18 protein-coding genes are annotated in these 24,660 nt (G+C 35.7%); 4 read left to right on the plus strand and 14 right to left on the minus strand.

Going from position 1 to position 24,660, the window contains the following annotated elements; translation table 11 throughout:
• Positions 1-56 precede the first annotated feature (56 nt).
• The 8 genes from PBT89_RS15055 to PBT89_RS15090 are packed head-to-tail and all read right to left on the minus strand — an operon-like array spanning position 57 to position 11,944.
• Positions 57-1,877, minus strand: a complete 1,821-nt coding sequence (locus PBT89_RS15055) for a cytochrome c oxidase subunit I (protein WP_270060097.1) — start codon at positions 1,875-1,877, stop codon at positions 57-59.
• Between the two features lie 36 nt (positions 1,878-1,913).
• Positions 1,914-2,948: a cytochrome c oxidase subunit II gene (locus PBT89_RS15060; protein ID WP_270060096.1), complete on the minus strand. Its 1,035-nt coding sequence runs from the start codon at positions 2,946-2,948 to the stop codon at positions 1,914-1,916.
• 35 nt (positions 2,949-2,983) lie between these two features.
• Positions 2,984-4,363, minus strand: a complete 1,380-nt coding sequence (locus PBT89_RS15065) for a quinol:cytochrome C oxidoreductase (protein WP_270060095.1) — start codon at positions 4,361-4,363, stop codon at positions 2,984-2,986.
• A 33-nt stretch (positions 4,364-4,396) separates the two neighbouring features.
• Positions 4,397-5,092, minus strand: a complete 696-nt coding sequence (locus PBT89_RS15070; RefSeq protein WP_270060094.1) for a c-type cytochrome — start codon at positions 5,090-5,092, stop codon at positions 4,397-4,399.
• 5 nt (positions 5,093-5,097) lie between these two features.
• The gene (locus tag PBT89_RS15075) at positions 5,098-5,625 is read right to left on the minus strand and encodes a DUF3341 domain-containing protein (RefSeq protein WP_270060093.1); all 528 of its coding nucleotides are present in this window, start codon (positions 5,623-5,625) and stop codon (positions 5,098-5,100) included.
• A gap of 5 nt (positions 5,626-5,630) precedes the next feature.
• Positions 5,631-7,448: an NrfD/PsrC family molybdoenzyme membrane anchor subunit gene (gene nrfD, locus PBT89_RS15080; RefSeq protein WP_270062559.1), complete on the minus strand. Its 1,818-nt coding sequence runs from the start codon at positions 7,446-7,448 to the stop codon at positions 5,631-5,633.
• A gap of 33 nt (positions 7,449-7,481) precedes the next feature.
• Positions 7,482-10,547, minus strand: coding sequence for a TAT-variant-translocated molybdopterin oxidoreductase (locus PBT89_RS15085; protein ID WP_270062560.1), 3,066 nt, complete (start codon positions 10,545-10,547; stop codon positions 7,482-7,484).
• A gap of 47 nt (positions 10,548-10,594) precedes the next feature.
• Entirely contained in the window at positions 10,595-11,944 is a 1,350-nt protein-coding gene (locus tag PBT89_RS15090; RefSeq protein WP_270062561.1) for a c-type cytochrome, read from the minus strand.
• Positions 11,945-12,168: 224 nt separating this feature from the next.
• On the opposite strand from PBT89_RS15090, the gene PBT89_RS15095 reads away from it, so the two are divergent.
• Positions 12,169-12,558: an SPOR domain-containing protein gene (locus PBT89_RS15095; protein ID WP_270060089.1), complete on the plus strand. Its 390-nt coding sequence runs from the start codon at positions 12,169-12,171 to the stop codon at positions 12,556-12,558.
• Positions 12,559-12,641: 83 nt separating this feature from the next.
• Here the strand turns inward: PBT89_RS15095 and infB are convergent, their stop codons facing one another.
• The 3 genes from infB to rimP are packed head-to-tail and all read right to left on the minus strand — an operon-like array spanning position 12,642 to position 17,238.
• Positions 12,642-15,485: a translation initiation factor IF-2 gene (gene infB, locus PBT89_RS15100; protein WP_270062562.1), complete on the minus strand. Its 2,844-nt coding sequence runs from the start codon at positions 15,483-15,485 to the stop codon at positions 12,642-12,644.
• Between the two features lie 45 nt (positions 15,486-15,530).
• A complete protein-coding gene (nusA, locus tag PBT89_RS15105; RefSeq protein WP_270060087.1) occupies positions 15,531-16,763 on the minus strand; it encodes a transcription termination factor NusA in 1,233 nt (410 codons plus the stop codon).
• Positions 16,764-16,773: 10 nt separating this feature from the next.
• On the minus strand, positions 16,774-17,238 hold the full coding sequence (gene rimP / locus PBT89_RS15110) for a ribosome assembly cofactor RimP (protein WP_270062563.1): 465 nt from the start codon (positions 17,236-17,238) through the stop codon (positions 16,774-16,776).
• A 159-nt stretch (positions 17,239-17,397) separates the two neighbouring features.
• On the opposite strand from rimP, the gene PBT89_RS15115 reads away from it, so the two are divergent.
• The gene (locus tag PBT89_RS15115; protein ID WP_270062564.1) at positions 17,398-18,225 is read left to right on the plus strand and encodes a universal stress protein; all 828 of its coding nucleotides are present in this window, start codon (positions 17,398-17,400) and stop codon (positions 18,223-18,225) included.
• Here PBT89_RS15115 and PBT89_RS15120 read toward each other — a convergent pair.
• Positions 18,222-19,745: a hypothetical protein gene (locus PBT89_RS15120; RefSeq protein ID WP_270062565.1), complete on the minus strand. Its 1,524-nt coding sequence runs from the start codon at positions 19,743-19,745 to the stop codon at positions 18,222-18,224. The two genes, PBT89_RS15115 and PBT89_RS15120, sit on opposite strands and share 4 nt — an antisense overlap.
• Positions 19,746-19,996: 251 nt before the next feature.
• Between PBT89_RS15120 and PBT89_RS15125 the strand changes: the two genes are divergently transcribed.
• Both PBT89_RS15125 and PBT89_RS15130 read left to right on the plus strand, forming a co-directional pair.
• Positions 19,997-20,143 (plus strand): hypothetical protein, encoded by a 147-nt coding sequence (locus tag PBT89_RS15125; RefSeq protein ID WP_270062566.1) that lies wholly within the window; start codon positions 19,997-19,999, stop codon positions 20,141-20,143.
• Between the two features lie 13 nt (positions 20,144-20,156).
• A complete protein-coding gene (locus tag PBT89_RS15130) occupies positions 20,157-20,780 on the plus strand; it encodes a metallophosphatase domain-containing protein (RefSeq protein WP_270062567.1) in 624 nt (207 codons plus the stop codon).
• On the opposite strand, the gene PBT89_RS15135 is transcribed toward PBT89_RS15130, so the two are convergent.
• On the minus strand, positions 20,777-22,210 hold the full coding sequence (locus PBT89_RS15135; protein WP_270062568.1) for a capsule assembly Wzi family protein: 1,434 nt from the start codon (positions 22,208-22,210) through the stop codon (positions 20,777-20,779). The genes PBT89_RS15130 and PBT89_RS15135 overlap by 4 nt on opposite strands.
• Before the next feature lie 63 nt (positions 22,211-22,273).
• Positions 22,274-24,658 carry a GumC family protein gene (locus PBT89_RS15140; RefSeq protein ID WP_270062569.1) on the minus strand — a complete coding sequence of 795 codons (2,385 nt, stop codon included), beginning with the start codon at positions 24,656-24,658 and terminating at the stop codon, positions 22,274-22,276.
• Positions 24,659-24,660 lie beyond the last annotated feature (2 nt).

A 24,660-nucleotide genomic window follows, 5' to 3' on the forward strand; every position in this document is an offset into this window, starting at 1 on the left:
ATAAAAAAGCCTCTTCATTAAAGAAAAGGCTTTTGAGTATATAAGATAAAAGTTTATTAATGATGTAAATCTTCTTCATCTTTTTGCATCGGTACCGTTTGAGGTACGTAATCCTGACCTTTAATAATGTATTCGCCGTTAGGATAGGTTTTACTATAATCATACGCCCAACGATATACTACAGGAAGCTCTCCTGGCCAGTTTCCATGGATATGCTCTACTGGTGTAGTCCATTCTAGAGTATTAGATTTCCAAGGGTTCATAGTCGCTTTCTTACCGCGGAACATTGAATTAAAGAAATTGTAAATGAATACCAACTGAACCAAAGCAGTTATGATCGCACATACCGTAATAATTACATTAATATCTGCAAGATCATCGAAATATGGGAAAGCTGTATTTGTATAATAACGTCTTGGAAGACCAGCCATTCCTATAAAGTGCATTGGGAAGAAAACCCCGTATGCTCCAACAGCTGTTACCCAGAAGTGGATATAACCAAGATTTTTGTTCATCATTCTTCCAAACATCTTTGGGAACCAGTGATAAACCCCGGCAAAAAGACCATACAATGCTGAAATACCCATTACAAGGTGGAAGTGAGCTACCACAAAATAAGTATCATGAACGTTAATATCTAATGTAGAATCCCCCAGAATAATCCCGGTAAGACCACCTGTAATAAATGTGGATACTAATCCTATTGAGAAAAGCATTCCTGGGTTCATTTGAAGGTTACCCTTCCACAATGTTGTTATATAGTTAAAAGCTTTTACCGCTGAAGGAATCGCAATCAATAACGTTGTAAAGGTAAATACAGATCCTAAAAATGGATTCATACCCGATACGAACATATGGTGACCCCAAACGATTGTTGAAAGGAAACCAATTGCTAATATAGATGCGATCATCGCACGATAACCAAAAATAGGTTTACGAGAGTTTGTAGCAACAACTTCAGAAGTTATACCAAGAGCCGGAAGAATTACGATGTAAACTTCAGGGTGACCTAAGAACCAGAATAAATGTTCAAATAAAACCGGTGAACCACCATGGTGGCTTAATACTTCTCCTTCAATAAAAATATCACTTAAAAAGAATGAAGTTCCAAAACTTCTATCCATGATTAATAGCAACGCTGCCGATAGTAATACAGGGAAAGAAACCAAACCAAGAATTGCTGTTACGAAGAACGCCCAAATAGTTAATGGAAGTCTTGTCATAGACATTCCTTTGGTTCGCAAGTTAATAACAGTAACAATATAATTAATACCTCCTAATAGCTGAGAAGCAATAAATAATGCCATCGAAACTAACCAGAGTGTCATCCCCATACCAGAACCACCAATTGCTTGTGGTAATGCACTTAAAGGAGGGTATATTGTCCAACCTGAAGAAGCAGGTCCTGCCTCTACAAATAAAGAACATAACATAATCACACAAGCCACAAAAAACAACCAATATGAAAGCATATTCATAAAACCAGAAGCCATATCTCTCGCACCAATTTGCAACGGAATAAGCAGGTTACTAAAGGTACCACTTAATCCCGCGGTAAGTACAAAGAATACCATGATAGTCCCATGGATGGTCACTAATGCAAGATAAATATTTGGTGTCATCACACCATCTGGAGCCCATTTTCCTAGCAAAGCTTCAAAAATAGCAAAAGACTCCTCTGGCCATGCTAATTGCATTCTAAATAAAATAGACATTCCAATTCCAACGATCCCCATTAAGAGACCTGTAATTAGGAATTGCTTAGCAACCATTTTATGATCAAAGCTAAAAATATACTTCGATATAAATGTTTGTTTATGATGATGTCCGTGATCTTCGTGGTGATCCTGAGCTGGTGCGTTTACTACTGCTGACATATCTTAAATAATACTTTTAGTTCTTTAATAAAATAATTATTCTTGCGACATTGATTCTTCGAAAGTTCCTTGCTCGGCCAACCAGGCTTCGTATTCGGCTTCAGACTCTACAACAACCTTCATCTGCATGTTATAGTGGGCTTGTCCACAAATCTTATTACATAGTAAGAAGTAATCAAATTCGTAAGAATCATCCCCATTATCTTTCCTAATTTCATTTATATGATCTACTTTATCGATCATATCATCGTTATTCCTCATTTCTTCAGTAGTTACTGTTGGAGTAAAACCAAACTGAGTAATCATACCAGGAACAACATTCATTTGTGCTCTAAAATGAGGGAAATAAGCTGAGTGCAATACATCCTGAGATCTTAACTTAAATAATACTGGCTTATTGACCGGTAAATGTAATTCTCTTACAACTTTATCATCCTGAGCATAAGAATCTTCTTTATCAACCCCTAATGTATTTACTCCTTCTATAAAACGAACATTTGCCTCACCTAGAGTATTATCTTCACCTGCATATCTCGCAGTCCAACTAAATTGTTGAGCATATAACTCGATAACTATTGGATCTTCATCCTCATTAACACTCATAATATCGGTCCAAGTAAAAAGGCCATATATAATTAATCCTGCTAACACAATTACCGGAATGATAGTCCAAATAAATTCCAACTTATCATTATCTGCATAAAACAAAGCTTTCTTTCCTGCCGCACCTCTGTACTTATACGCAAAGAAATGCAGTAACGCCTGAGTTATAATTTGAACAAACATGATAAGTAGAATAGATATCAACATTAAGTTATCATATTTACTACCATGCTCTGATGAAGCTTCTGGTAAAGTTACATTTGTGTAACTCCAAAAACAAAATATCATTAAAAGATAAAGAAAAACTGCAAAACCAATCATTAGTTTTCCCTGGTTCTCGTTATCCTTATTGTTAGCTACCTGAGAAGTATCTGCATCAGGAGTTTTTGACAATTCAAATATTTTTGAAATTTGCCATCCTGTCACAGCAAGAAGTGCTAATACTATGATTACTAAAAATACGGTCATTTTATAAAGTCTTCTTTAAACAATCAATCTTTTAATTAGTAATGGTAATTTTCACTTTCCTTAAGGAAAGGATTACCCTTTGGATATAAGGATTCTTTACCTAAACCAGTTCCTACAAACAATATAAACAAGCCTAAGAAGAATAAGATACTTCCAATTTCAGGAATACCGAAAGACCAGTAAGGTCCAACAGTAGAAGGCATAACTAATAGGAAAATATCTATATAATGTCCTACTAAAATTAATACTCCAGCCATCATCACAAACCAAGGAATACGCTTATAATCTGTATTTATCAGCATTAGAATAGGGAATATAAAATTCAATACGATCATTCCAAAGAATAATAAGTTATATTCTTCAATTCTAATAATAAAATAAGTTACTTCTTCAGGGATATTTGCATACCAAATTAATAAGAATTGGCCGAACCAAAGATAGGTCCAAAATACACTAAAAGCGAACATAAACTTAGCCAAATCGTGTAAGTGACTATCGTTTACGAAACTTAAATGTCCAAGCTTTTTAAGGAACATTGTTACCATGGCAATTACAGTAATCGCAGAAACAAACATACTAGCGAATATGTACCATGCGAAAAGTGTACTGTACCAATGCGGAGTCATACTCATAAACCAGTCCCAGGCCATCGTAGTTTCAGTAATTACGAAAAACAATAGGAAAAATACCGAAGCCTTAAAATTCTTTTTATAAGGAGTTAAGGTATTGGCTGTAGCTTGTGCCACTGAATTTCTGGTTGCAATGAATCTATATAAATTCCATCCTATTAGATAAATTATAGCTCTAATAACGAAAAACGGAAAATTAAGATACCCTGATTTACCTTGCAAGATCACATCTTCTTCAACAAGCTCGTGATTTTGCCAAGGATAAAAATGCTCCCCTGCAAAAAGTACAATTAACACAACGATAATCGAACCTGGTAAAATATAATTGGTAATACCTTCAATAACTCTAAATAATACCGGAGACCAACCTGCCTGCGCGACGTATTGAATAGCATAAAATACAAGAGCTCCCAATGCAATCATTAAGAAAAAGAAACCTGAAACAAAAACGGCCGACCAAGGTTTGGTTTGAAATTGATGAAGCACATGCTCCATATGTTCATCACCATGCTCAGCTTCTCCGTGAGCTTCTGTTTCATGAGCTGTTTCATTTTCATGAACTTCAGCAGAACTGGCGTGATGATTTTCTTCAGCACCATGTCCCTCTATATTAGCAGTTGCTTCAACATGATCACTGCTGTGTTCGCCGTGAGCATCTGAAGCCATTAATTCCTTCAATTCTTCCTGGTTGGATGGTGTAGAAATAAAACCATAAACTAAGCCTATGGCACCAACAACTATTAGAATAATTGCAGTTAATTTTAATTTACTAGAAAGCGTATACATATTACTAGATCTAAAAGCTATATTCCTAATTAATTATTCCTCAGACTGAGATTCCTCTTCATTTGACCCTTCGACTTGCTCTTTACTAGGCTCATCAGCAGGTTCAGCAGGATTAAGATTTTCTGAATTTTCCTGAGTTATGGTATTGGTTTGAAAAGAACGTTCAGGATTTCCTTCTAACTTATCTTTTAAACTCATTACATAATGATCTATTTGCCAACGCTCTTTTATACTAGTTTGAACAGCGTAAGACCCCATATTGTTAAGACCATAATACATTGCGTGGTAAACACTTCCCTCTGTAATACTTCGACCTGGATCGTCATAAGAAGGAACACCCAATATTTTTTCTCTTTCTACCAAAGTTCCTTGCCCATCACCTTTGTCACCATGACAAACTGCACAATAAACAGTATAAAGAGCTTTACCTTCAGTTAAATTATCCTCTGTGTAAGGTAAAGGGTTTTTTAAATTTGCTTTAGCATCCTCTCTTCCCTCAGGTGTATTTTCGTAATCATAAGGCATCCAACCTCTAGAGATGCTTCCTTCTACCGGCAATTTAGCTTCCTGCTGATTCGCAAAAATATCGTATGACCCATAAGGCTCGTAAGGAACTGGTCGATACATATCAGGAAAATACTGGTAGTTACGATCGTTATCATCTGCACAGGAAGTAAAAAAACCTGCGATTATAATAAAGACTATAGATTTATGAAATAAACTTCTCATCTGGTCTATTTATTATCAATTAATTTAATTTCTGCAGCACCCGTATCGTATAAAAACTTTGTAAGGTCGTCTACGTTATGATTTGTTGCGTCGATTTCCATTAAGAACATATCATCGGTTGTTCTTGGATCTGGATTTTCAGCTTTTTTAAAAGGTGCCAATCTACTTCTCATATAAAAAGTGATTACCATTAAGTGAGCCGCAAAAAATACCGTCAACTCAAACATAATTGGCACAAATGATGGCATATTGGTTATAAATGAAAAGCTCGGCTTTCCTCCAATATCCTGAGGCCAATCTTGAACCATCATAAAATTCATCATCAAAATGGCTACCGATAAACCTGTAATACCGTATAAAAAAGAAGTTATCGCCAGTCTTGTAGGAGCTTCACCAATCGCTTTATCCAAACCGTGGACAGGAAAAGGAGTAAAGACTTCTCCAATGTGATAGCGCGCTTCACGAACCTGCTTTACAGCCTGTAAAAGCAGATCATCATCATTATAAATAGCGTGTATTGTCTTTGATGCCATCTTGGTTATTTATTTTTTAGTTCGGTTGCCTGAGCATTCCAATCACTACGATTACTAGCAATAGGGAAGCTTTCTATAACTTCATCAAGCAAAACATAATCTTCATTCGTCAAATTAGCCACCTGGCCATATTTGTATATTCCTACTTGATGCAAACGTTGCTCCAACAACGGCCCAACATTATCAAGTTTTTGCAAATCATCAGCCTTTTGCATTTCGGGATTGAAAGTTCCAATCCTTTCTAACATTACATCAAGGCGATTTTTTTGAGCTTCAGTGATTCCCAATCCATCCGCATTTACCGTTGCCTCATGGCCTTCTCCAGCTTCCTTTTCAGTAGAAGTATCACCAAAGAAATTACCTTTTCCCTCAATATTTGCCGCCGGCTCTTTAGAAGTAGGATCATTATCTACATGATGAGCAACGTCATCACCATGTTTAGCTCTTAGATTCTTATAGTACTCACCAGATGATTTCAAGATAGTCTTAACTTCTGCCTGAGCGATCACTGGGAATGTTCTTGCATATAATAGGAACAAAACAAAGAAGAATCCAATTGTACCAATAAATACACCAATATCAACAAATGTAGGAGAAAACATTGCCCAAGATGATGGGGTTCTACCTTTACTTAAGTCGATCACAATAATATCAAAACGCTCAAACCACATTCCAATATTAATAACAAGAGCTACAATAAACGTCCAAAGAATGTTTCTTCTTAGCTTTTTAAACCATAAGGTTAATGGCACTATAAAGTTACAAATAATCAATGCCCAAAAAGCCCAAGCATAAGGTCCTGTTGCAGCACCAAAAGATAAGTAAGTATAGTTCTCGTAACTAGTACCAGAATACCATCCTATAAAAAATTCAGTAATATATGCTACGGAAACAATACCTCCAGTAAGTAGGATAACTTTGTTCATATATTCAATATGAAGAACAGTAATATAATCCTGAAGATTTACCACTTTTCTCATAATGATTAATAAGGTTTGTACCATTGCAAAACCTGAAAAGATCGCCCCTGCTACGAAGTAAGGAGGGAAAATAGTACTGTGCCATCCTGGAACTACCGAAGTCGCAAAGTCAAAAGATACAATGGTGTGTACCGAAAGTACTAAAGGAGTTGCTAAACCGGCTAATACCAAAGATACTTCTTCGAATCGCTGCCAGTCTTTAACACGACCACTCCATCCAAAACTTAATATTCCGTATATTTTTTTCTGAAACTCATTTGTTGTTCTATCACGAAGCATCGCAAAATCAGGAAGTAAACCAGTCCACCAGAATACAAGAGATACAGAAAGATATGTAGAAATCGCAAATACATCCCAAAGTAAAGGTGAATTAAAGTTTACCCATAGGGAACCAAATTGGTTTGGAATTGGAAGTACCCAATATGCCAACCATGGACGTCCCATGTGTATAATTGGGAATAAACCTGCCTGAACTACCGCAAAAATTGTCATTGCCTCTGCAGAACGGTTAACTGCCATTCTCCATTTCTGACGGAATAACAATAATACGGCAGAAATCAAAGTTCCGGCATGCCCAATACCTACCCACCAAACGAAGTTGGTAATATCCCAAGCCCATCCAATGGTCTTGTTTAACCCCCATACTCCGATTCCTGTAGAAACAGTATAGATTATACAACCTAATCCCCACAAAAATGCAATTAAGGCAATTGTAAATACTATGTACCAGGATTTATTAGCTCTACCAAGTACAGGCGCTCCTACTTCAACACTTATATCATGATAAGTCTTCTCTCCGGTAACCAGAGGTTCTCTTATAGGTGCTTCGTAATGTGACGACATATTTCTAAAAAATTGATTCTTATTACTTAATTATTATGCTTCAGCAGTATTAGTGATTTTAGCCTGATACATTACGTTTGGCTTCGTACCGATACTTTCTAACAAATGATAAGTTCTATCATCATTTTGCATTTTAGCAACTTTAGATTCCTTATCGTTTACATCTCCAAACTGAATAGCTCCAGTATCACACGCTGCTGAACAAGCTGTACGGAATTCACCATCTTTGATTTCTCTTCCTTCGCGCTTAGCATCCAGAATTGTTTTTTGTGTCATTTGAATACACATAGAACATTTCTCCATAACTCCGCGAGAACGTACTACAACATCTGGATTCAATACCATACGACCAAGATCGTTATTCATATGATAATCAAATTCCTCGTTCTGAGCGTAATTAAACCAGTTAAATCTTCGCACTTTATAAGGACAGTTGTTAGCACAGTATCTTGTACCTACACATCTATTATAAATCATTTGGTTTTGCCCTTGTCTACCATGCGATGTTGCTGCAACTGGACAAACAGTTTCACAAGGTGCATGGTTACAATGCTGACACATTACAGGCTGAAATGCAACCTGTGGATTATCATAAGAAGGATCTTCTATAGTATCGTAGGTCTCAAAAGCAGGAAGATTTATTAATTTCTCTTGTTCTTCTTCAAAAGTATCGCCAGCAGAATAGTATCTATCTATTCTTAACCAGTGCATATCCCTAAACTTTCTTACCTCATCCTTACCAACAACAGGAACATTGTTTTCTGAATGACAAGCTATAACACAAGCGCCACATCCAGTACATGCATTTAGATCTATAGATAAGTTGAAATGATGACCGATAGATCTATCGAAAGAATTCCAAATATCAGCTTTCTGATCACTTACTGGAATCTCCTGATGATTATAATCTACCTCAGGAACACTATTCCATTCATGTTTAGATTTTGTGGTAAGAACAGATAAACTAGTTTCTTTAACAATATCATCACGACCTGCTAGTGTACTTTGCATCTGAACACTGGCAAACTCATGAGTTCCTGCAGCTTTAGTAACAGATACATTTTGGAAAGCACTAAAATTCTTATATAATGGATAGGCATTTACACCTACTTGCATCTCTTCTTGCATTCCTTCTTTCTTACCATAGCCTAAGGCTAAGGCAACAGAACCTTTTGCTTGACCTGGCTGTACTATTACAGGCACATTCTTAAGTGTTGTATCACCAACACTAATATCTACATAATTTCCGTTTAAAGCTCCGTTGGAAACAATTTCGTTCTCCAAATCTAATTTATCTGCATCTGCTTTAGAAATCATCAGATAATTATCCCAAGTTGTTCTTGTTATAGGATCTGGAAGTTCTTGCAACCAAGGGTTGTTAGCTTGCTCACCATCTCCCATCGAAACTTTGGTATAAAGCGTAAGCTCCAAATCACCTTTTTCTTGGGCAGATGCATTCAATTTTCTCAATGATGAAGCATCGTTGTTTGATGGAGCAAAACCTTCAGAAACCGGTAAACTAACAGGGCTGGTTCCTTCAAAAACACCGTCATGTAATGCCTGATTCCATCCACCAGATAAACTACCAGACCATGTTTCCTTAATATAATCGTGATAAGAGTTGCTATTACCAGACCATTTTAAAAGACACTCTTGAAATTGACGAGTATCAAATAAAGGTCTAATGGTAGGCTGCATTAAACTGAATTGTTTATCAGTAAACTGAACATCTCCCCAACTTTCAAGATAATGAGGGGTCGCAGCAATATATTTACAAAGTTTAGCTGTTTCGTCTTCCTTCATGGTAAATGAAACAGTTAAATCTACATTCTTAATACCTTCAATAAATTCAGAAGCATTAGGAAGACTATAAGCAGGGTTTGTTCCCACAATCATTAGCGCTCCTACATTGCCAGAATTCATATTTTTAACAAGTTCAGTAACCTGTGCCGTATTACCTTGACGCGTCAAACGAGCATTATCAGTGTCCATAATAGAACTACCTAAAGCTTCATTAATTGACAAAACAAGAGCCTGCGCATCAGCATCTGGAATACCAGAAACTACAACACCTTTACTTCCCGCCTTTCTTAATTGACTTGCTGCTTTTACAACTGCATCATCAATTTTGGAAGAAAGCTCACTTGTAGAATTTCCTCCAACTATATATCCATAAAGCGCAGCTAAAATAGCCTTTTGCTCTGATGGTTTTGCAAGTACACGTTTATCTGCTTTGGCACCTGCCAAAGAAAGATTTGATTCAAATTGTACGTGTCTTGACATTTTTCCATTATTTGGAATACGACTTTTAGCATAACTAACGTCGTAACCTCCGCCTTGCCAATCACCCAGAAAATCAGCTCCTATAGAAACTATAGCTTCCGCTTCACTAAAATCATAATTAGGAAGCGCTCTTCTTCCATATCTAGCTTCAAAGGCTGAAAGCGCTGCGTCTTCAGAAACCGCATCATAAGTAACATGCTTTACGTTAGCATATTTCGCACTAAATTCCTGAATAAGCTTAGTTGTACTAGGGCTAGCAAAAGTTTGTGTAAGTAAAACAATCTCTCCTGAAACCGAATTAAGAGCAGATCCCACTTCACGATCAAATTGCTCCCAAGATACATTCTTACCATCGATCATTGGGCGCTTCACTCTTTTCTTATCATATAAAGAAAGAACCGAAGCATGAACACGAGCACCACCCGCAGCTTTTACTTTCGCAAGATCATTATTTTCAATCTTAATTGGTCTACCCTCTCTGGTTTTAACCAAAACACTTTGAAAATCGAATCCGTTTGCTATGGTAGAAGCATAATAGTTAGCTACCCCAGGAACTATACGCTCTGGTTGAACTACATAAGGAATTGATTTAACCACAGGACCTTCACAGGCTGCTAGAGAAGCAGCCGCAGTACTAAACCCAACATACTTTAGAAAATCCCTTCTAGAAGTTTTTGAATTACTTAAAGATTCCTCATCACTAAGAAAATCCTCTACAGGAATCTCCTCTGCAAATTCTTTTTGTTTTAGCGTCTCAACAACAGAGCTACCTTTTAGCTCTTCAACACTTTTCCAGTATTTTTTGTTTGATGACATATATATCTAGATATTTACTTCTTAATTTATATCTGCTAACGCAGTTATTAATAGTGGCATTTACCACATTCAAGACCACCCATTTCAGCAATAGTAAGCTCTTCTACACCATACTTCTTAGAAAGCTCTTCGTGGATTTTCTCATAATATTCGTTTCCTTCCATCTGAACACTCGTTTCACGGTGACAGTTTATACACCATCCCATAGTAAGAGGAGCTTCCTGATGCACAACTTCCATTTCCTGAATAGGACCATGACAGTGCTGACATTGTACTCCTGCTACAGTAACGTGCTGCGAGTGGTTAAAATAAACGAAATCTGGAAGATTATGAATTCTTACCCATTTAACTGGCTTCTCTTCTCCCGAGTATGTTCTAGTTGCAGGATCCCATCCTACAGCATCGTATAATTTTGCAATCTCACCATCATAGAATTCTTTAGAATGATCTTCAGTAGCAGTTTCAGGTGCAACTTCAGAGATAGCTTTATGACAATTCATACAAACATTCAATGATGGAATTCCTGAAGACTTAGAAACTCTTGCTGAAGAGTGGCAATACTTACACTCAATTCCATTATCCCCTGCGTGAATTCTATGGGAATAGTGAATTGGCTGAATTGGTTGATAACCTTGATCCACTCCAACCTGCATCAAGAATCCATAAGCGAAATAACCAACACCTAAAAGTACAACTATTGAAAAAACAAGTACTAAAAACTGATTTTCAACAAAAGATTGCCAAATTGGCTTTCCTTTTGGCTTCTTAGGAAGTGAAACTCCGCTAGCCGCAGCAAAATTATTGAGCGTTTTATTCACTAAGAACAAAACAACCAACAGCATAATCAAAACAAAGATCAGAATACCCAATATGATATTCACAGAAACTTCTCCTCCAGATCCACCCTGGCCTTCAGCTTCTCCTCCACCAGTGGCGGCAGTAGAAGTTTCTGGTTGCGGCTGCTCTACATAAGCAAGAATATTATCGATATCTTCATTGCTTAACTGAGGAAAAACTGGCATTGCAGTACCATTGTATTCCTGATAAATCGCCTCTGCATCTGCATCCCCAGAAGCTCTTAGCTCTGCGTTATTTTTAATCCATGCATAAAGCCATTCTTTATCATGCCTAAGTGTCACTCCGTTTAGTGCCGGACCAATACTAGCTGAGTATGGTTTATGACATGCTGCACACAAAGAATTAAACAAACCTTTACCGGCTGCCGGATCTCCAAGTTCTGCTGAAGCGGATGCATCATCTTTTCCTGCAGCTGTCTTTGGCTCACCGGCCTCGACATCTGTAGAATCCTGAGAAAATCCCGTTACAGAGAACGAAAGAAAAAACGCTACAATTAAGAGCAGTCGCGAAGTTGAGTGGCGGTATTTCACCTTTTTCATATTACAAGTTGAATTAACGTCTAAACTTTGGTACGGTTTTTAAGATTAAAATCTGTACGTAAAAACTCAGAATCGCACCATTAAATTCAGGCACAAAAGTAATACTTAAGTTCGATTTTGTGAATGTTACAGAAGTGTTAATCGGTAATTTATACTAGTTCTAAATAATAAAATAGCTAGAATCTTAGTTATTAAGTTTTACATTTGTCCATAAAATCATAGCTATGAATATTTTAAGCATACGAAATATCTCGTTAGGCTTATTCCTTGGTTTTTCAGGAATAGCCGTTTCTCAAGAAAATTCAGCAAAAATTAACATTTCAGAAGATGAAATGATAACTCAATTAATTGATACGAAAACAGAACTTCAAAAATCCTACACGATAGGGGATCGTTTTGCAATTCAGATCTTTAGCGGAAATTCCAAAGGTGCTAGCGAAGAGATAAAACACTACGAATCTCTATATAATTACAGTGCTAGAATTAAGTATGAAGAACCAAATTATAAGGTTTGGGTAGGAAACTTTAGAAATAGAATAGAAGCAGACAGAGCTCTTTTAACGCTAAAAGAAGCATACCCCTCAGCTTTTATCCCAAAACCCAAAAGGAAGTAAACCAATTAAATTTTAAACATAAAAAAAGGCCGCTTATTGCGGCCTTTTTTTATTCTCAATTCACGCTTAAAAGCGCGAAAAATTTATTTCAAGGTTTTCTTAACCTCTACTTCTCTAAAGGCTTCTATAACGTCACCTTCTCTAATATCATTGTAATTTTTAACCTGCATACCACAGTCATATCCTTTAGCTACTTCTTTCACATCGTCTTTGAAACGCTTAAGCGAAGCAAGCTCTCCAGTATAGATTACCACGCCATCTCTAATCAAACGAATACCCGCGCTTCTGTATATTTTACCTGAGGTAACCATACAACCTGCGATTGTTCCGATTTTCGATATTTTAAAGGTTTCTCTAATCTCTGCTGTACCGGTAATTTCTTCTTTCAATTCAGGAGAAAGCATACCCTCCATAGCATCTTTAAGATCATTGATAGCATCATAGATAATAGAATATGTCCTGATGTCGATTTCTTCTTTATCGGCTACCTGTCTGGCATTACCAGCAGGTCTCACGTTAAATCCAATTATAATCGCATCGGAAGCTGAAGCTAACAATACATCACTTTCAGTAATTGCTCCTACTCCTTTATGAATAATGTTAACCTGTATCTCTTCAGTAGATAACTTCTGGAAACTATCTGTTAAAGCTTCTACAGATCCATCCACATCACCTTTCAAGATAATATTAAGTTCTTTAAATTCTCCTAAAGCTATACGACGTCCAATCTCATCTAATGTTATATGACGTTGTGTTCTTACGTTTTGTTCACGTTGCAGTTGAGTACGTTTCGCAGCAATATCTTTAGCTTCACGCTCGTCTAACATCACTTTGAACTTATCTCCCGCTTGTGGAGCTCCATCTAAACCTAGAATAGAAACCGGAGTTGATGGACCGGCTTCTTTAATCTCGTGACCGCGCTCATCATGCATTGCTTTGATCTTACCACTATGGCGACCTGCTAAAACATAATCACCAATCTTAAGTGTACCAGCCTGAACAAGAATTGTGGCTACATATCCACGACCGCGATCCAAGAACGCTTCCACAACCGTACCGTTGGCAATTTTGTTAGGATTCGCTTTTAGCTCAAGAATTTCGGCTTCAAGAAGTACTTTTTCCAGCAACTCTTTAACACCCATTCCTGTTTTAGCTGAAATATCATGAGATTGAACTTTACCTCCCCAATCTTCCACTAGAAGATTCATTGAAGCTAATTTCTCTTTAATTTTTTCTGGATTGGCTGTTGGAAGATCTGATTTGTTAATTGCAAATATAATCGGAACTCCTGCTGCCTGCGCATGAGAGATAGCCTCTTTAGTTTGCGGCATCACATCATCATCTGCAGCAATTACAATAATAGCAATATCGGTTACCTGCGCACCACGTGCACGCATTGCTGTAAAGGCCTCGTGACCTGGTGTATCCAGGAAGGCTATTTTTTGCCCACCCTCTAATTCTACACCATAAGCACCAATATGCTGTGTAATACCACCACTCTCTCCTGCGATCACATTTTCCTTACGAACATAATCCAGAAGTGATGTTTTACCATGATCAACATGCCCCATTACTGTTACGATAGGAGCTCTTTCTACTAAATCTTCAGGATCGTCCTCAACAACTTCAACAGTTTCTTCAACATCTGCAGTTACAAAATCAACTTCGTATCCAAATTCATCTGCAACAATAGAAAGCGTTTCAGCATCTAATCTCTGGTTCATTGTAACCATCATACCAAGAGACATACAAGCTGAAATAACTTTGGTAACAGAAACATCCATCATTGTAGCAACTTCACTTACCGTAACAAACTCTGTTACTTTAAGCACTTTAGAATCTGATTCCTGTTTTGCAAGATCTTCTTCTGAACGTTGACGGTGTTGATCCCTTTTATCTCTACGATACTTAGCACCTTTACCTTTACTAGATTTACCTTGAAGTTTCTCTAGTGTTTCGCGTACTTGCTTTTGTACTTCTTCTTCACTAGGCTCTTCTTTAGTAATCGGTTTACTACGTTGCTTAGTATTACGTCCTTTATTGCGGTTATTATTAGAACCCCCACCTTGATTAGGACCTCCTTTTACATCTTTACTAATTCTACGACGACGCTTTTTACGATTACCTTTTTTGTCATCGCTAGCAGCTGTTTTTTTATCGTCTTTTTTCTTAGCAGGTTTTTTAAATTTAGAAAGATCAATCTTCTGACCAGTAAAATTAGGACCGTCTAATTTTGTATAATTAGTCTTAATTCGGTTATCCCCTTCTCCTTCAGAAGCTTCAGGCTTGCCTTCAGTTTCTTCTTTTACATTTTCCTGCTTAGGCTGTTCTTTTTTAGGGGCAGCTTCTTTTTGCTCTTTAGCATCATCAGATTTTGGCTTAGGCTTATGATCGGCAGATTTTTGGGCTGGCTTATCCTGCTGATTTTGTGTTTCCTTTTCCTCTTTCTTAGCTACTTTTTTAGGCTCCTCTTTTGTAGATTCGTCCTTTTTTTGCACTTCTTTTTTCTTTTCACCTTGTTGTTGATCGAGATCGATCTTACCAACGGTTTTAAGACCAGAAAGTTTGGTTCTAGAAGTTATCGCTTCTTGCTCCTGCTGCTTTTTAATCTCCTGCTCCTCCTTAAGCCTTACCTCTTCAAGCTTTTCTTGCTCCTTCCTTTTCTCCTCCTGCTCGCGCTCGCGGGCCAGACGTAATTCTTCTTTCTCTTTTTTCCGCTCTTCACTTACTTCTTTGGAAGCTACTTTTTTGCTTTTATCCGTCTGAAACGCATCAAAAAGAACTTGATAAGTCTCCTGAGAAATTTTAGCAGTAGGACGTGCTTCAATATCATGCCCCTTAGAGTTTAAAAACTCCACAGCCCGGTCCAGCGAAATATTGAATTCACGTAATACTTTGTTTAATCGCATTGTTTTTGCTTCAGCCATAAATTGCCCTCTAAATTAACCTCTTTTGTTTATTATTACAATAAATTATTCTTCGAATTCTTCGCGAAGAACATTGAATACCTCACGAATAGTCTCTTCTTCCAAGTCAGTACGCTTAATTAAATCATTTACATCTTGTTCTAAAATACTTTTTGCAGTATCAAGACCAATTTTTGCAAATTCTTTAATTACCCAGTCTTCAATTTCATCAGAGAATTCAGACAATTCTACATCCTCTTCTACTCCTTCTCTAAAGACATCTATCTCGTAACCTGTTAATTGCCCCGCTAGTCTTATATTATGACCTCCACGACCAATTGCTTTAGAAACCTCTTCAGGCTTAAGCATAACTTCAGCCCTTTTATTTTCTTCGTCGATCTTAATAGATGTGATTTTCGCAGGACTTAAAGACCTGGTTATAAATAACTGATCGTTATTTGTATAATTAATCACATCAATATTTTCGTTACCAAGTTCTCTCACAATACTGTGAATTCTTGATCCTTTCATCCCAACACAAGCTCCAACAGGATCAATTCTATCATCGTAAGAATCAACCGCTACTTTCGCTTTTTCGCCAGGCACACGTACCACTTTTTTTATGGTAATTAAACCATCAAAAACCTCAGGAATCTCTTGTTCGAATAATTTTTCTAGAAATACAGGTGCAGTTCTAGATAAAATTATACTTGGTTTATTCCCTTTAAGCTCTACACTTTCAATAACACCTTTTACATTTTCTCCTTTTCGAAAGAAATCTGATGGAATTTGTCGATCTTTTGGAAGAACAATTTCATTCCCTTCATCGTCTAAAAGGATTATTGCACGATGTCTAATATGATGAACTTCTGCAGTATAAATTTCTCCTTCAAGATCTTTAAACTGCTTATATATATTTGTATTGTCATGCTCATGAATCTTGGAAATTAGATTTTGCCTTAATGCCAAAATCGCTCTACGCCCAAGATCTATTAATTTAACTTCTTCAGAAACATCCTCGCCAACTTCAAAATCTGGCTCAATTTGTCGTGCTTCTGTTAGTGATATTTCCTGATTTGGATCTTCTACCTCACCATCGGCAACAACAACTCGGTTTCGCCAGATCTCTAAATCTCCTTTATCGGGATTTACAATGATATCAAAGTTATCATCCTCACCATACTTCTTTTTTAAAGCATTTCTAAACACATCTTCCAAGATCGCCATCAATGTTACACGATCTATCAACTTATCATCCTTAAACTCTGAAAATGAATCTATTAAGGCGAGATTTTCCATACTAAGACAATTAAAATGTTATCATAACTTTAGCTTCAACAACTGCTGAATATTCTAATACAGCTTCCTTCTCTACCGTCACCTTCCCTTTACCAACAGGTTTAGGTTCACGTGCTTTCCAGCGCAGTTTAAAATTGGTTTCTGTAGCATCGATTAAATTTCCTTCAAATTGTTCATTTTCAGTTTTAACCTGCAACTTTCTTCCAACATTTTTTTTAAACTGTCTTGGGAGCAGCAATGGCTCAGATACTCCTGCAGAAGTTACTTCTAAAGAAAAATCCTCTTCCTCTCTATCTAAATTATGCTCTACCTTACGGCTCACATTAATGCAATCTTCTACAGATACTCCTTTATCACCATCAATAACCACTCTTATTTGATTATCCGGCGTCACCATAAGGTCAATCAAAAATAAGGAATTATTCTCATCGAATGCTTCTTGTAGTAACTTTTCTACTTTCTCCTTCAACTCCATACTGGTTATAAAAAGAGGGGACTTTATGTCCCCTCGCTGTACTTTTTTAGTTTCAACGATGCAAATATAATAATAATTCCCGAGAAAGAAAACCAGGCAATTAGGCAAAAATCTTTGTAAATTTATTATGCGGTTTAAAACCCATTAAAATTGACCACTATGAAAAAGATTTTGGTTCCCACAGATTTTTCAGAAATTGCTAAAAATGCACTTAAATCTGCAGCAAAAATAGCTACTAAATTTAACGCTGATATTTATTTACTGCATATGCTGGATCTTCCGCTTCATCTTGCTGACCCGGTTTTACAGAACAACGAAAACATACCGGAAGCACTATATTTTATGAAACTTGCTCATCAGCAATTCAGCAAAATAAAGCATATGGATTTTCTCAAAAATATAAATATTCACGAAGCAGTTCAGTTTAATTATGCGTTTAAAGGCATTACTGAATTTGCTAAAAATAATGAGTGCGACCTGATCGTAATGGGATCACATGGCAGTAGCGGATATAAAGAAATGTTTATAGGATCTAACGCAGAAAAGGTAGTTCGCGAATCTGAAATACCTGTTTTGGTCGTTAAAAAGGAAGTTTCAGACTTCAACATTAAAAAATTCGTTTTAGCGACAGATGCAGATCTAGACAACAAAAAAACACTTTTAAAAGCGGTTCATTTTGCAAAATTATTCGAAACAGAACTTCATTTATTGTTTGTAAATACACCCAATAATTTCACCACTACAAAACAAGCTTATGCAGATTTAGAGGAATTTCTAGAAGAAATTAAATTAAACAATATCGAAAAGCATATTTATAATGACGTGAGCATCGAGAAGGGAATTTTAAATTTTGCCGAAAAATTTAATGCAGATTTAATAGGAATTATCACTCACGGACGCAAAGGACTTTCACACTTTTTTAATGGAAGCATAAGCGAAGATTTAATAAATCATGCCTCTAGACCGGTAATAACTTTTAAGATCTAAACAAAGGTTTTAAGAGCACCTTTACGAATACAAGACCATAGATAATTCCAGAAAGATTTAGTTTTATCTCGCTCAATTTCTAAACCTTTATTGGCATTTTTTCCACTTTCGCCGTTATGATTTACAAATATATTCGCAATACTTGTTAGAAATCCACTTTTTTCTGTTCCGTCATTTTTAAGAACTTCAACTTTAAAATCCTTATAAGCAATATTTACTCCTCCGGTAGCTTTACTTCTGTTTCCAGAAAAATCATATTTCATAGAAGTTATAGCACCTTCAGCCTTCACATTCATTCCCGGCTCCAAAAATCCATTAATACTTCTAGCAGAAAGCGTCCCCATGCTTCCGGAAACATTAAAATAGTCACTAAGATTATTTACTTTAAATCCCCAATTTAAATTTATTGGCGCTTCATTCATAAAATCAGCATTAGCACTAATACTTGTTGTTGGAAATTCCTTCTTTTCGCTAAAATTGGTAAGATTTGCTATGGTCGCGTTTAGATTAGCGAAAATTACTTTTCCAGGTTTACGATCTGCTTTCATTCTTTCCTCATAAGCAATTCTCGAATTTGAAATTTGAAGAGTATCCAATTTTAGCAGAAATGACATTTTTCGTAGCATTTCACTGTACATTGGTTTTACAGAAGTATCGTCTGGCAATGTTTTATCTCGATAAATTTGAAAATCGGCATTTTTAACGAGAGCTCTACCCACTAAAACTTTCAAACTATCATTTCTAAACCCATAATCCGTATTTTGAAAAGCCAAACTATCAATTTTTAGATCGTACATATCTTTTTCTATATCGGTATGTTTTTGAAATTCTTCACGAGAATATTTAGAGCTTAGATGAATACTTTCTAAAAAGCTTTCGTTATTATTTATACTAATCGCCGCAACATTCAATTGATGCCTTTTATCGACATTCAATTTTACAGAATCTAACTTCAAACTAAAATTCCCATATTTAAACGGAATCTTATTAGCAATAGTAGCGCTACTTAAAAAGATTTCGTTGAGCTCAAAATCAAAAGTATTTATCAGCAATGTACGCTCTTGGATGCTATCTAATATTTTAAAACTCCCCTTTTTAATATTGAAGCTATTCACCGTAATTTCCTTTTTGAAATCCTTCGATTTATCATCGCTTCCTTTTGACTTCTTGCTACTCTCAGCCGAATTGCTTTTAGAAAAATAAACGATTTCAGGATCCAGAATCGCAACATTACTTATCTCGACATCACCACTTACCAACAACTTCCAATAATCCAGACCAGCTAGATTTATACCATTCGATTTTAAATCTACACTGCCTTTACGTATACTTATTTGAGATAGATTCGCTTGGTTTTGAAAAATATTAATGTTTAAATCGTCAAATTGAAGCTCGGGCAACTCTTTTTGAAGTAAAGAAATTGCTTTTTTTTCGACAAAAGAATTTGCGAAGAAACTTGAGATAACCACTGCGACAATTATTAATGAAATCACAGTAACCGTAATTTGTTTTTTGGTCAAGATGTCCTTATTTAATTGAAATGTACGATTCTATTATGACCAAGGTAACATGATTAAGAATTTTTAACTAAAAACTTTAAATTAAGAAAATTACCAAAGTTAAATTTACGTCAAAAATTAAAATTTTTTACTAGACTACGAGATTAGAAATTATATTTGCAACAACTAATTGCTAACCAATGATTTTTAAATTGAGCCTTAAGATACTGTTTGTAATTGCTGAAATTTTCTTGGCATTTTACAGCTTTGCTATGAGCGACAGCCTATTGGTTAAATTTATTTTCTTTGCTTTTACAGCGGTGATCATTGCGTTTGCACTTACTAAAATCACCAATAAATTCTTACCCGTAGATAAAGACTACATTTCTAAAGAGCAAGAAGACGGTACCGGTGAATAATCGATATCAGCTTATGCGCTTAGTTTCCATTTCAGACACTCATAATAAACACGAAGATCTTCATTTACCCGATGCAGATATTTTGATTCATTGTGGTGATTTTACTGAAGGAGGTTCAAAAAAAGAAACTTTAAATTTTCTTGAATGGTTTTCAAAACAACCATACCAACATAAAATACTCGTTGCGGGTAACCATGATTTTTATCTAGAAAAACATCAGCAGGAAATTTCGAATATCATTCCTAACAATATAGTCTACCTTGAGGATAGTGGAATTAACATAGAAGGAATTACTTTCTGGGGAAGCCCTTATACTCCAAGTAATGTTAATTGGGCATTTGCTTTGGAAAGAGGAAGAGCAATTCGAAAAAGATGGAATCTTATTCCACAAAACATAGACATTCTCATAACTCACACCCCTCCCTATGGGATTTTAGATGAAAGCCAAACCTATAAGAATATTGGTTGTGAAGAATTATTAAAACACGTAGTAAATATAAAACCCACACTACACCTTTTTGGGCATGTTCACGACGATTTCGGAAAGAAGAATATAGGACCTACATTATTTGTAAATTCTGCCGTGATGGATAATAAAATGAGGCTTATTAACGCCATTAGTACTATAGACTTCTAAAAGAAAGATTTTGAGACGGAAAGACCTGCTGCAAAATTAGAATTCTCGTCTGAAATATCTAAAGCTCCCATTACATCTACGTTCATAAAACTTCTTAGTAAACCTATTTTCAGGTAGGTCGAAACAACTTCAGGCTGCACCTTAAATAAAGAACGCTCATCATCTGCATCATAATGCCTATATTTCATATAAGCGATGTTTTGATTAAATCCGTAGTTTCGTCGGTAACTAACTTTAAATTCATATGGAAAATATAATTTACCTTGAATACCCAAATGATGGGCAATCAACCTATTATTACCAACAGTAATATGGTCACCGCCATAATCTGACAAGTACGTACTGGTAATAAAAGGAATACCGATTACATTTTGCTGATAGGTCCAACCACTACTATAAACACCGCTATTAAAGTAATTATCCCAAAGATGAGGTGCGGTTTGACTTTGATTCTTAGTATAGATAAACTCATAGACAAACGAATTGATGATCCTATCTGACTTACCTGTATCATAAAAAATACCATAACGTCCGTCAGGAAAATTTTTCATGGCACTTCCAGAGCCATCTTCAAAAATACTATTATAGAAAAATTCAAACTCACCTTCATTCCTGAGCTTCCTATTATAGGAAAACTCGTAACTTCCTATATGATTTCCAATCGCATTTTCACGGTCTGTAGGTAAAGAATTATCACTTCCCGGCCGCCCAAAAAACATTCTTATATATTCAGAAAAACCAATTGCCTGATCGTCGAATCTAGGATCAGAGGGCTGCCCGCCATATTGAGCAACATGTCTAACTCCTAATTTTAAAGTTGAATTAGTACTTAGTTTATAAACTAGGGCTAAATACTTATGGTGCACATGAGTATCCTCAGTGGACCTGTGATCGTTTAAAAAATATTCACTAAACAAAGCTTCAAAGCCTAGTTGTTTACCAAAGAGAAAATAAACAGGCTTAGCTGTTTTTATTTCTATCCCAGGGAGGGAACGCGAATTATTCGACCAAAGAAGACTTTGATTTGTAGAAGCAAGTCCATTATACTTTAATTCACCATGTTTCACTCCAATTGTTGCATTAATAAATTCTGAAGCGAATTTAGCATATAATTCATCTATAAAAACATCCTTAGCTTTCCCTACTTCGTTAAATTTATCCCGATAAGCAAATGCCGATTCAAAGGTTAATTTTGAATTTTCATTGAGAAACAAAACGTAAGAAGGAGCAAGCACAGCATACACATTTGTTTGCCTACCAACTCTTCCATGATTGTTACTTTGCAACCAAAATGGCAGGGTATCATCGCCATTGACAAATGCCGCAGATTTCAACTCTAATTGAAAACCAGATTGGGAATACATCATAAAAGTTATGAAATAAAAAGATCCCGTCAGGAATCTTTTATACAATTTTAATCTGTGTCCCATATTTAAATTCTTTCTAAGTAATTCAACAAAATATCATTTCAATTCAAAATTTAATTAAAGCCCCTAGAAACGTTCTTTAAATTTTTCCCAAAAGCTTTTTTTATCCGCTCCATAAGAATATCCATACTTATTACCATAACCAAAATTTGCCAAATCAACATCGTTAAGTACAAAACTAACATCATGTAACTTTCCGGCCTTTTTAGAATCAATAGGGAATTGCAATAAATCTTTTTCTGTATAGGAGGCTCTTACCACATAAAGCGTCAGATCTGCATATTGGCTTATCAGGAAAGTATCTGCTACTAACATACATGGTGCCGTATCGAGAATTATGTAATCATACCTTTCTTCCAATATGCTAAGCATTTCGCCCAGGCGACGATGCCTTAATAATTCAGAAGGATTTGGCGGTATACTTCCTGAAGTTAAAAAATCTAAATTCTTATTATATTTTGTTTGCTCTACAAGAGTAAGTAAGTTCAAATTTTCATCAATTAAATAATCACTAACCCCCAGTTGCTTTCTAGAACCTACATCATAACGTTGTAACTGCGGATTACGTAAGTCAGCACCTACTACAATTACTTTTTTTCCCATGTTCGCCAGGGTTAAAGCCAGATTTATAGAAGTAAAGGTTTTCCCCTCTCCCTTAACTGTAGAAGTGACCAGCATTTTAATCCCTGTTTGCTTATCAGTCTTATTTATCAGCAAATACTGCATATTGGTAATTGCAATTCTAAAGGATTCGGCTAGAACAGAACGATCCGCTTCTGTAATCAAATGACTTTGCTTTTTATCAATTCTAGGGATCTCACCAACAATTGGAATCTGCTTAGCTTTTCTCTCTAAATCATCTCTATTCCTCACTTTATTATTTAGAAGATTCTTACCATAAATAATTAAAAAAGGAAATATCAAACCTATAACTAATGCTCCAAGCAATATAACTTTAGATCTAGGTGCTATTTGACCAGAAGTAAAAGCGTGATCTACAATCTTAGCCTTCGGAGCAGTAACTGCAAGGGATAGTGAATTTTCCTCCCTTTTTTGTAATAAAAATAAGTACAAAGCCTCCTTAATTTGCTGTTGCCTATCAATACCTCGATATTGACGTTCTATCGAAGGTACCGCAGAAATTCGAGACTGTATGACTTTGGCCTCATTATTTAATTCTTTCATGGAAATATCCAAGTTTGAACTCAAACGATCCAAACTTTTAATAATAACAGAACGCATTTGATCAATTTGCTGATCTAATTTTAGAATAGTAGGGTTTTTTACAGTGGATGATTCTAAGATACGATTGCGCTCTAATACCAATTGGTTATAATTTGTTACTTGTTTGTTCACACCATCACCTTCTAGTCCTAGATTTGCCGGCAAAAGATCGGAATTATTACCATCCTCAAGATAATTTAACATCGCATCAACCAATTGCATTTGAGTCATCGCTTCCTGACGTTTCTTTTTATACTCACTTGCATTTTCTAAAAAAAGCTCAGATTCTGCTTGGATATCTGTAAGTTTACGATTCTCTTTAAAAGCCTCTTTATCGATTTCTACAGAATCTAATTCGAAATTGATTATTTTTAATCTCTCGTCAATAAATTCAGCTGTGTTTGAAGCTACCAGATTTTTATCTATAATGGCTTCTTTATTATATTCTACTATTAATTGATCTATTATATCTTCCGCTTTAGCTGGAACTTCATCCTTAAGACTAATTTCAATTAAAGTAGAATTATCGTTTACTAATAAAACTTCCAAACGATTACTGTAAGAGGAAACTACTGATGAAATTGGGGAAATGGCAAAACTATATTCAATTTCACTATTTCCGCTCATTTCGAAATTTTCATTATTTCTAAATACGATATCGGCGAAACCAATATTACCAGGCTCGCCGTATTCAAACTTGAATTTTTCACCAGATTCAGCATTAGTAATAACAACACCATCTTTTTTCTCCAATTTAACTATGAAACTATTATATCCTTTTTTCACAAAATCAAACAATTTCAGCTCGTCTAATTGTAAAATACTTATTTTAAAAGGAACATTACTATAAATTTCTCGAGCAACAAATAAATCTTTTGCATAATATTTAATATTTAGATCCAAAGACTCAACGGTTTTAGTCAACATCCGTTTAGATTCCAATAAACCTATTTCATTTTCAATACTACTAGTTTGCAAACCATCTATAAAGCCCAAATCTGCAAAAGAGGATATTCCAGAACCAGGAGATTTAGTATCTTCATCTTTAATGATAATAGTTGCACTACTTCTATAAACGGAATTTGAAAATTTCAAATAAACAAATGCAATACATAAAGCAATAAATACAGATACAATAAACCATGGCCAATACTTTAAATACTTATATATTTCTTCCCTTAAATTGAATTCTTCTTCCTCCTGAAAAATTTGATATTCGCTATTCATAT

Source organism: Zunongwangia sp. HRR-M8 (genome assembly GCF_027594405.1).
Lineage (GTDB): Bacteria > Bacteroidota > Bacteroidia > Flavobacteriales > Flavobacteriaceae > Zunongwangia.